The sequence below is a fragment of the Prevotella micans F0438 genome (assembly GCF_000243035.1).
Classification (GTDB): Bacteria; Bacteroidota; Bacteroidia; order Bacteroidales; family Bacteroidaceae; genus Prevotella; species Prevotella micans.
This window is the reverse complement of the sequence record NZ_JH594523.1, coordinates 360,004-369,858: the sequence shown is the minus strand read 5'-3', so window position 1 is coordinate 369,858 and position 9,855 is coordinate 360,004. Positions and strand designations below refer to the sequence as shown.

Below are 9,855 nucleotides of genomic sequence, written 5' to 3'. Positions count from 1 at the left end.
GTGTGTGTGTGTGTGTGTGTGTGTGTGTGTGTGTGTGTGTGTGTGTGTGTGTGTGTGTGTGTGTGTGTGTGTGTGTGTGTGTGTGTGTTAGCACTTTTTCCGAGCCCACCAAATTATCAGACGAAAAAATCACAGAGAAATCGAAATTTCTCTGCGTCATCGGGGCGATGGAATATGTTGCTATGTAACTCACGGCGGCAAAGATATAGGAATCAATTTGTTTGAGCAAATATCTTGTAAAAAGAAAAGTAGCAACATTATTCGCCTCCACGTACACATTTGTCGCAATTTACAGGTACAATAGGGCTGCTAAAGCATCGGTAGACCGTAAAACTGTTTATGATGGAGAGCAAAATTTGTTTTGCAATCATCTTCAATTATCTTTGCACACATGAATGGATTCCACGTAATGCACGAAATAACTCTACTTGAGGAACAAGATGCCTTGTACATTGCCGAAAGACATAAAAAAGAGTTCGACTACCCGATTCACAATCACGAAGAATATGAGCTCAATTTCGTTGAACACGCACCCGGTGTACGTAGGATTGTTGGTGACTGTACGGAGATTATAGGCGAATACGATTTGGCACTCATCGCCAGCGAAAACCTGGAACACGTCTGGGAACAGTATCAGTGTACAAGCAACGACATAAGAGAAATAACAGTGCACTTCAAGTTTGGACTCGATGATGGATTCTTCGAAAAAAGACCATTCCTACCAATACGTAATATGCTCAAAGAGGCGCAGAAAGGATTAGCTTTCTCAACCAGTGCGATAATGAAGGTTTATCACGACATTGATATGCTTTCACAGGTGAACGGAAAGTTTGAGGCGCTGTTGAGATTCCTTCGTATTCTAGATACGCTGGCACGTTCGGGTGGAGCAAGAACACTGGCCTCATCATCGTATGCAAAGGTGCAGATTGAGGACGATTCGAAACGGGTACTGAAGGTGAAGAATTATATTAATGAGAATTATATGTATGAATTGAAGCTCGAAACATTGGCCGATTTGGCTAATATGAGTCAAAGTTCGTTCAGCCGGTTCTTCCGTATGCATACTGGTAGGACTCTAAGTGATTATATAATTGATGTGCGTATGGGATTCGCATCAAGATTACTACTCAATACAGAAGAGAGCGTTGCAAATATCAGTTTCAAGTGCGGATATAATAACCTTAGTAATTTCAATCGCATTTTTAAACGTAAGAAAGGCTGCTCGCCTAGTGAGTTCCGTGAACAGTACAGAAAAATCAAGATAATCGTCTAGAGGTTACACCTAGGCGTGAAATAATCAATAAGATGGAAATATTAAGATTCTGTGCGCTGCTGAAGCAAACGCTTTGGGGCGGAGACAAAATTATCCCTTTTAAACATCTGCAATCCACCGAAACACAGGTGGGCGAAAGTTGGGAAGTGTCGGGAGTAAAGAATAACGAGAGCGTGGTGCTCGAAGGCAAATTTGCCGGTTGGAAACTGAACGATGTGCTCAAAGAAATGGGAGCGAAGTTAGTTGGCAAGGAGAATTACGCACGCTTCGGAAACGAATTTCCGTTGCTAGTTAAGTTTATTGATGCTCGCGAACAGTTGTCAATTCAGGTTCATCCAGATGATAAGAAAGCTGCAGCTCGAGGATTGGGAAGAGGAAAAACCGAGATGTGGTATATAATGAAAAGCTCAGCCAATGCAACTCTTCGTAGCGGATTGAAAAAAAGCATAACACCCGAGGAATACAAGGCTATGGTGGAAAACGACACGATAACCGAGGCTCTAGTCGAATACAACGTCAAAGAGGGCGATGTATTCTTCTTACCTGCTGGAAGAATTCACTCAATCGGAGCCGGATGCTTCCTTGCTGAGATCCAAGAAACGAGTGACGTTACTTATAGGATATACGACTTTAAACGCAAAGATAAAAATGGAAACTATCGGCAACTTCACACTTGCGAGGCAGCCGAGTGTATAGATTACAGAGTGGCAGCCGACTACAGGACACACTATACTCCGGCAAAAAACGAAGCCGTTGAACTGGTGGGCTGCGAACACTTCACAACCAGTCTTTATGATCTCACAGAGCCTATGACACTGGACTATTCAGAGCTCGATTCATTCGTGATTCTGATTGCACTTGAAGGGCATGGAACAGTGATTGACGAGCAGGATAGAGAATATAAGTTACAAGCTGGTGAAACCCTACTCGTGTCAGCCGACTCGACAACTATTGAGGTATCGGGTAACGTAAAATTCCTTGAAACCTACGTGTAAAAAATCCCCATGAAGCAACGAAAAATATCTCCATGGACCTGGGTTCCGTCACTCTATTTCGCCGAAGGACTGCCATATGTTGCGGTTACGTTTTTGTCGATAGAGATTTACATGCAGATGGGGCTGTCAGATGCCGAAGTAACCTTTTATACCTCGTGGCTATATCTTCCGTGGGTGATAAAACCCGCTTGGAGTCCGTTTCTCGACCTTATTAAAACTAAACGCTGGTGGGTTGTTTCAATGCAGATGTTGCTTGGTGCAGCTTTTGCCAGCGTGGCTTTTACGGTAGACACGGTGTGGTGGCTGCAAGGCACTATATGCTTCTTTTGGTTGCTGGCATTCAGTAGCGCAACCCACGATGTAACCGCCGACGGATTTTATATGCTCGGACTCAACCAGCATCAGCAAACGTTTTTCGTTGGTATACGCTCTACATTTTATAGAGTATCTATTGTTGTGGGAAAAGGCGGACTTGTCGCTCTCGCAGGAATAATGCAGAAACAAGTGGGTATACAGCTTAGTTGGTCGCTAATTTTTTATACACTTATGGCACTGTTTATTGGGTTGTCGCTCTATCACCGCTTCATTCTTCCGAAGCCAACGGAAGATTCCGAACATACACATTTGTCAGCAGCCGGTTTGTTCCGGGATTTTGCTGAAACATTCATCTCGTTTTTTCGTAAAAAACAAGTATGGGTGGCCATAGCATTCATCCTTTTGTTCAGATTACCCGAAGCGCTCATCACGCCTGTGTCACAACTCTTTCTTCAAGCCCCGGCAGGAAAAGGCGGACTGGCTTTATCGCTCAAGGAATATGGATTAGTTAATGGAACAGTTGGTGTCATAGGCCTTCTGATCGGTGGAGTCCTTGGTGGTATGGTTGCCAGCCGCGGAGGACTGAAACGATGGCTCTGGCCCATGACAACCGCCATAACATTACCTAACATTGCCTACGTCTACCTGGCTTACGAACTACCCAAAAGCATCATTGCTATTTGCACGGCAGTGTTCATTGAGAACCTCGGTTATGGATTTGGATTCAGCGCATACATGCTATTTATGATATATTTCAGCAAAGGCAAACACAAAACAAGCCACTATGCCCTTTGTACCGGCTTCATGGCCCTATCGATGATGCTTCCTGGTTTTTTCGCTGGCGCGTTGGCACAATGGGCAGGCTATGAAATATTCTTCATCATTGTGATGCTCTCCTGTCTGTTTCCATTCATCGTTGCATCGTTGCTTAAAATTGACCCTGAATTCGGAAAGAAATGTGCCGGATAGCCCTGAAACAAACGGTTTCATTTTGTTTTTTTGGCATGAAAAAATTGCATGCTGATTGTGAATCATTACCTTTGCAAACGAATCTCTAAAGCTTTCATAATGGCTGGTACAAAACAAATTAGAACAGCGCTTATATCTGTTTTCCATAAGGATGGTCTCGACGATTTGCTCAAAAAACTCAACGAAGAAGAAGTTAAGTTTCTTAGCACCGGAGGTACCCAACATTTCATAGAATCACTTGGCTACGACTGCCTAAAAGTAGAGGATATAACATCCTATCCATCTATTCTGGGCGGAAGGGTCAAAACGCTTCACCCGAAAATATTCGGCGGAATCCTTGCACGTCGTAATAATGAAGACGATCGCAAACAGATGGCGAAATATGAAATCCCTGACATAGACCTCGTAATTGTAGATCTATATCCTTTTGAGCAAACTGTTATAAACGGTGCCAACGACCAGGAAATAATAGAGAAAATAGATATCGGCGGCATATCTCTTATTCGTGCCGGAGCAAAGAATTTCGAAGATGTTGTGATTATTCCGAGCAAGGCCGAATACCCGGTGCTTCTTCAGTTGTTGAACACCAAAGGAGCACAAACCGAACTTGAAGACCGAAAGATGTTTGCCGAGCGGGCATTCGGAGTGAGCAGTAATTACGATGCTGCAATACATGAATGGTTTGCCAAGTAAAAACACATAGACTACAAAACAACAAACACAAACAAAATTATTGATGGAGGTGTTTAAAGTACCGCCATCACTTTTAATTAGAACACACAAACAATGGGACTTTTTTCTTTTATCCAAGAAATTGCAATGGACCTCGGAACGGCTAATACCATTATTATTAGCGACGACAATATAGTTGTCGACGAACCATCCGTGGTTGCTCTCGATCGCCGTACAGACAAGATGATTGCTGTAGGTGAAAGCGCAAAGATGATGTACGAGAAAGAGCATCCGAACATTAGAACCATCCGTCCATTGCGCGACGGAGTGATTGCCGACTTCACTGCTTGCGAACAAATGATTCGCGGATTGGTGAAGATGGTTCACAGTGGGAACAGATTTTTCTCACCATCACTACGCATGGTAATTGGCGTGCCTTCGGGCTCAACCGAAGTTGAACTGAGAGCCGTTCGCGATTCGGCTGAACATGCCGACGGACGTGATGTTTTTTTGATTTTCGAGCCTATGGCTGCTGCTCTCGGAATGGGGTTGGATGTCGAGGCACCGGAAGGCAATATGATTGTCGACATCGGCGGCGGAAGTACCGAGATTGCAGTGATTTCGCTGGGCGGAATAGTATGTAACAACTCCATTCGTGTAGCCGGCGATGATTTAACAGCCGATATCCAAGAGTATATGAGTCGCCAGCACAATGTTAGAATAAGCGAGCGAATGGCTGAGCGAATCAAATTACACGTAGGTTCTGCGCTGACGGATCTGGGTAGCGATGCCCCCGAAGACTATGTTGTTCACGGTCCGAACAGAATCACTGCTCTGCCGATGGAAGTGCCTGTTTGCTATCAGGAAGTAGCCCACAGCTTAGACAAAACTGTGGCCAAGATTGAAAATGCCGTATTGTCCGCACTCGAGAATACACCTCCCGAGTTATATGCTGACATTGTGAAAAATGGAATCTACCTCAGTGGAGGCGGAGCTCTGCTACGCGGTATAGACAGACGTTTAACCGAAAAAATCAACATTAAATTCCACATTGCTGAAGACCCCTTGCACAGTGTTGCCAAGGGCGCTGGAATTGCATTGAAGAATGTAGAAAGATTTTCGTTCCTGATGCGTTAGTTAGGAACTCACGTGAAAAGATTGCCGTCTGCCGACAACCACTCTCCCACGGAAGAGCGTTTCGGATGGGCGGCGATTGATTTTTATAGCGAACCATGCACAATCTCACCGAATTTTTAGCTCGTTACAAACACTGGTTTCTTTTCGTCTTTTTAGAAGTAACCAGTGTAGTCTTATTATTCCGTTTCAACGACTATCAAGGAAGCGTATGGTTCACATCGGCTAACTTCGTCACTGGAAAGGTATATGAATTGAGTTCTAACCTCACATCGTTCTTCACTATGAGTAAGAATAACGAACAGCTTACCCAGCGTAATATCATCCTTGAACAAGAGGTGAAAGAACTCTCCACGAAACTATATGAAAAGACTCGCGACCCGCAGTTTCTCTCCCGCGGACAATACCGCACACTCGCAAAGTTTCGACTCATTCCCGCAAAAGTAGTAGCCAACTCTATAAACCGCGAAGACAACCTGATCACGATAAACAAAGGTTCATGGGATGGTGTTCGCAAAGACATGGGTGTTGTTTGCGGAAACGGAATCGTAGGAACAGTCTATTTCGTAGGCATACATTATTCTGTTGTTATCCCTGTGCTTAATTCCAAATCGAACATAAGCTGCTCTATCTCCGGTCGCAACTATTTCGGATATTTAAGATGGGCAGGTGGACGAAGCGATATTGCTTATCTTGACGACGTACCCCGACACGCCCGATTCAAAATAGGCGACCGAGTTATCACAAGCGGATACTCATCTATTTTCCCTGTTGGCGTTCTAGTTGGGAAAGTGAAGCATGTCTATAATTCAAAAGACGGGCTATCATTCCGAATCGCAATACAACTCTCAACCGACTTCGGAACACTACGCGACGTATGCCTTATCGACGACTCATCCATTCTCGAACAGCGACATGTCATTGAAGCTGCACGCGACTCAATGAAAAATCTAACCCAAGACCCAACATCAGAAGAATAAAGAATTCCCAACGAATGAACACCGATTTCTTGAAACGATTTCTATGGGCATCAATCCTCATAATCCTACAAGTGTTTTTGCTGAATCACATCCACATGTTCGGTATTGCCACCCCATTGCTTTACGTCTACTTTATTCTACTTTTCCCACGTAATTATCCACAATGGTCTGCCATGCTATGGGCATTCGCCATTGGTCTCACACTTGATGCCTTCAACAATACTCCAGGTGTCACCGCGGCATCGCTAACCCTAATCGCGGCCCTGCAACCATTTGCTATAAGACCATTCCTATCGCGCGAAAGCAGCGAAACTCTCATACCGGGAATGAGAACTCTGGGAGTGTTCAATTTCATAGTCTACATTTTCGTATTAACCACCATCCACATTTTTACTTTCTTCTCTCTAGAAATGTTCAGCTTCTTCAACCTCATCGAATGGGCTGAGTGTGCCGGCGCAAGTACCGCGCTTACAATATTACTTATCCTGGTAATCGAACAAATGCGAAGCAGGATATGAAGAAAGTATATATGGAAAGACGGCGAATGGTGCTCAGTTCAGTAGCTGTAGCGATAATATTCATATATCTCGCCCGACTTTTCGCACTCCAAATAGCCAGCGACGACTACAGAAAGAGTGCCGATTCGAACGCCTTTCTCAAGAAGATTGAATTTCCATCACGCGGAATCATAACCGATAGGCACGGCAAGCTCCTCGTCTACAACCAACCTGCTTACGACATTATGGTTGTCATGAACGAAGAGAAAGGCAGAATTGACACTCTCGAACTATGCCAAACGCTAGGCATAACAAAGGAATTCTTCATTAAGAGGATGAACGACATCAAAGACCCGCGTAAAAACCCAGGTTATTCGCGATTCATACAACAGCTCTTCATAAATCAACTCAGCGACAAAGAATTCAGCGCATTCCAGGAAAAACTCTACAGATTCCCCGGATTCTACATACGCCGCCGAAGCATACGCCAATACAAACAAAACATAGCGGCACACATCCTTGGCGACGTCGCCGAAGCTAGCGAACACGATATACAGCAAGACGATTACTATCAGCCGGGAGACTATATCGGTAAGATGGGAGTAGAACGCGAATACGAGAAACCGCTACGCGGACAAAAAGGAGTGCAGATTCTCCTACGCGACGCACACGGAAGAATTAAAGGAAGATACAAAAACGGGAAATACGACCAACCTCCACTCCCAGGGCGTGACATCCAACTCGGAATCGACGCCAATCTCCAAGCACTCGGAGAACGACTCATGGAAGGAAAGCTCGGAGCCATCGTAGCCATCGAACCTAAGACAGGGCAAATACTAGCAATGGTTTCATCGCCCACATTCGACCCTCGAACCATGGTGGGCAAGCTGCGCGGAAAACATCAGAAGGAAATGTCGCTCGACCCAGCAAAACCACTCCTCAACCGAGCCATAATGGGACAATATCCACCCGGTTCGACCTTCAAAACCAGTCAGGCCGTTACGTTCTACACCGAAGGAATACTTAACGACTCCACACTCTATCCCTGTGCGCGAGGCTTCTCTTTCAAAGGCCTCCACGTGGGATGTCACCCCCACGGCGCACCAATCTCGCTCGTACCCGCAATCAGCACATCATGCAACGCCTACTTCTGCTGGGGACTCTACTACATGCTATCCAACCGACGCAAATACAAAACCCTCGACAAAGCCATGGACACTTGGCGCGATTATATGGTTTCGATGGGATTCGGATACAAACTCGGAGTCGACATCCCGGGCGAAAAACGTGGTATGATTCCAAACGCCCATTTCTACGATAATGCATTCGGACGATGGGGCCCTCTATCCGTCATATCCATATCCATCGGACAGGGCGAAGTGAACCTAACCCCACTGCAAATAGCCAACCTCGGAGCAACCATCGCCAACCGCGGACACTTCATCACGCCCCACATCGTACGACACGTCCAAGGCCAAAAGCTCGCACCCGAATACACCACTTGGCACCATACCAAAGGCTCTGCCCGAGCCTACGACGAAGTAATAGCCGGCATGATGGCATCCGTTCGCGGCGGAACCTGCTCCCACGCCGTACATCCAGGCTACACCCTTGCCGGCAAAACCGGAACAGCCCAAAACCGCGGTAAAGACCACTCTGTGTTTATGGGATTCGCCCCCGTAGAAAACCCCAAAATAGCCATAGCTGTATACGTAGAAAACGGCGGATTCGGAGCCGATTTCGGAGTGCCAATCGGCGCACTCATGATAGAACAATACGTTAACGGCAAACTAACCCCCGGCGACCAAGCACGAGCCAACCAGATGCAAAGCAGACACATCAGCTACGCCTTCAAACGCAGTATGAGCCACAGCGACTCGCTGCGACTCGACTCACTGCGCCGTATAGCACAAATCAGAGACTCGCTCCGTGAAGTCCAGGAAAAACAGCGTCTCGAAGAAGCCGAACGCCTCAAAGAAATTAAAGCCAAAAAAGACGCACAGGAAAAAGAAAAAAAGTCACAACCACAAAACGACCCAGCCCTCCAGCCCGAAGAAGAACCACAAGTTCGCTCCGAACGTCGCCCACGCCAACCCGACCGTGGCGATGGAGAAAAACACCGCGACAAAGACTAATCACATCCACTAACTTCCATATAATATAAACGTGAATTCGGTTTAAGAATCCGCTTAAGCTCTGTTTATATGTACAATGGGTGAACAGACACGGATACCAACTCGCCCTACCGGCCGCATGTAGGGACAGACCCCGTGTCTGTCCGATTCCCATACCAATTCGGTTTACCTACCGCATAACATGCCCTATCCTTAACAGGCAGGCGAGCGGACAGACACGGGGTCTGTCCCTACAGGCGGGCTAACTCCCGAGTTGGCATCAGTGTCTAACATTCATCCTACCCCACTAGGATTAAGCGGATTCTTAAACCGAACTCACATAATAGAACCGAGACCTAGGACAACCTGTCCACATTCGGTTGAAATCCTGCCACAGTCTTTATCGCACTATCGTATATATATTTTGGTGTGCAAATAAATTATTCATTCCGAAATACTACTACGATGATGTAAAAACAAAATCGATATATCAAAATATTAATACGTTGATGTAACAATAAATATATTGCAGCATCATAGTGCTATTTTGGTGTAAAAATAATTTTGATACATCATCATAGTGCTATTTTGCTGCATTTATAAATACAATGCAGCATCGTAGCAATATTTTGGTGTATAAATAATCTTGAGACATCATCGTAGTGCTATTTTGCTGCATTTATAAATGCAATGCAGCATCGTAGCAATATTTTGGTGTATAAATAATCTTGAGACATCATCGTAGTGCTATTTTGCTGCATTTATAAATGCAATGCAGCATCGTAGCAATATTTTGGTGTATAAATAATCTTGAGACATCATCGTAGTGCTATTTTGCTGCATTTATAAATGCAATGCAGCATCGTAGCAATATTTGATGCATAATAAATATATTGCAGCATCGTA

Annotated in this window: 8 protein-coding genes; all 8 read left to right on the top strand. The window is 45.2% G+C overall.

Annotated elements, in window-relative coordinates; translation table 11 throughout:
• The first annotated feature begins 391 nt into the window (after positions 1-391).
• The gene (locus HMPREF9140_RS09360) at positions 392-1,273 is read left to right on the top strand and encodes an AraC family transcriptional regulator (RefSeq protein ID WP_006953561.1); all 882 of its coding nucleotides are present in this window, start codon (positions 392-394) and stop codon (positions 1,271-1,273) included.
• A gap of 32 nt (positions 1,274-1,305) precedes the next feature.
• Complete coding sequence (locus HMPREF9140_RS09355; RefSeq protein WP_006953560.1) at positions 1,306-2,268, top strand: type I phosphomannose isomerase catalytic subunit; 963 nt, start codon at positions 1,306-1,308, stop codon at positions 2,266-2,268.
• 9 nt (positions 2,269-2,277) lie between these two features.
• Entirely contained in the window at positions 2,278-3,552 is a 1,275-nt protein-coding gene (locus tag HMPREF9140_RS09350) for an MFS transporter (RefSeq protein WP_006953558.1), read from the top strand.
• Between the two features lie 99 nt (positions 3,553-3,651).
• On the top strand, positions 3,652-4,245 hold the full coding sequence (locus HMPREF9140_RS09345) for an IMP cyclohydrolase (RefSeq protein WP_026253284.1): 594 nt from the start codon (positions 3,652-3,654) through the stop codon (positions 4,243-4,245).
• Between the two features lie 93 nt (positions 4,246-4,338).
• Positions 4,339-5,361 (top strand): rod shape-determining protein, encoded by a 1,023-nt coding sequence (locus HMPREF9140_RS09340; protein ID WP_018572309.1) that lies wholly within the window; start codon positions 4,339-4,341, stop codon positions 5,359-5,361.
• A 95-nt stretch (positions 5,362-5,456) separates the two neighbouring features.
• The gene (mreC, locus tag HMPREF9140_RS09335; RefSeq protein ID WP_006953546.1) at positions 5,457-6,338 is read left to right on the top strand and encodes a rod shape-determining protein MreC; all 882 of its coding nucleotides are present in this window, start codon (positions 5,457-5,459) and stop codon (positions 6,336-6,338) included.
• Between the two features lie 14 nt (positions 6,339-6,352).
• Positions 6,353-6,856 carry a rod shape-determining protein MreD gene (mreD, locus tag HMPREF9140_RS09330; protein WP_006953544.1) on the top strand — a complete coding sequence of 168 codons (504 nt, stop codon included), beginning with the start codon at positions 6,353-6,355 and terminating at the stop codon, positions 6,854-6,856.
• A complete protein-coding gene (mrdA, locus tag HMPREF9140_RS09325; protein ID WP_006953542.1) occupies positions 6,853-8,970 on the top strand; it encodes a penicillin-binding protein 2 in 2,118 nt (705 codons plus the stop codon). Before mreD ends, mrdA begins: the two co-directional genes overlap by 4 nt.
• Positions 8,971-9,855: the final 885 nt, after the last annotated feature.

Excerpts from the sequence above, each read along its gene's own strand:
- HMPREF9140_RS09360 (WP_006953561.1), top strand. The coding sequence starts at position 392 with ATGAATGGATTCCACGTAATGCACGAAATAACTCTACTTGAGGAACAA.
- HMPREF9140_RS09340 (WP_018572309.1), top strand. The coding sequence starts at position 4,339 with ATGGGACTTTTTTCTTTTATCCAAGAAATTGCAATGGACCTCGGAACG.
- HMPREF9140_RS09355 (WP_006953560.1), top strand. The coding sequence starts at position 1,306 with ATGGAAATATTAAGATTCTGTGCGCTGCTGAAGCAAACGCTTTGGGGC.
- HMPREF9140_RS09350 (WP_006953558.1), top strand. The coding sequence starts at position 2,278 with ATGAAGCAACGAAAAATATCTCCATGGACCTGGGTTCCGTCACTCTAT.
- mrdA (WP_006953542.1), top strand. The coding sequence starts at position 6,853 with ATGAAGAAAGTATATATGGAAAGACGGCGAATGGTGCTCAGTTCAGTA.
- mreC (WP_006953546.1), top strand. The coding sequence starts at position 5,457 with ATGCACAATCTCACCGAATTTTTAGCTCGTTACAAACACTGGTTTCTT.
- mreD (WP_006953544.1), top strand. The coding sequence starts at position 6,353 with ATGAACACCGATTTCTTGAAACGATTTCTATGGGCATCAATCCTCATA.
- HMPREF9140_RS09345 (WP_026253284.1), top strand. The coding sequence starts at position 3,652 with ATGGCTGGTACAAAACAAATTAGAACAGCGCTTATATCTGTTTTCCAT.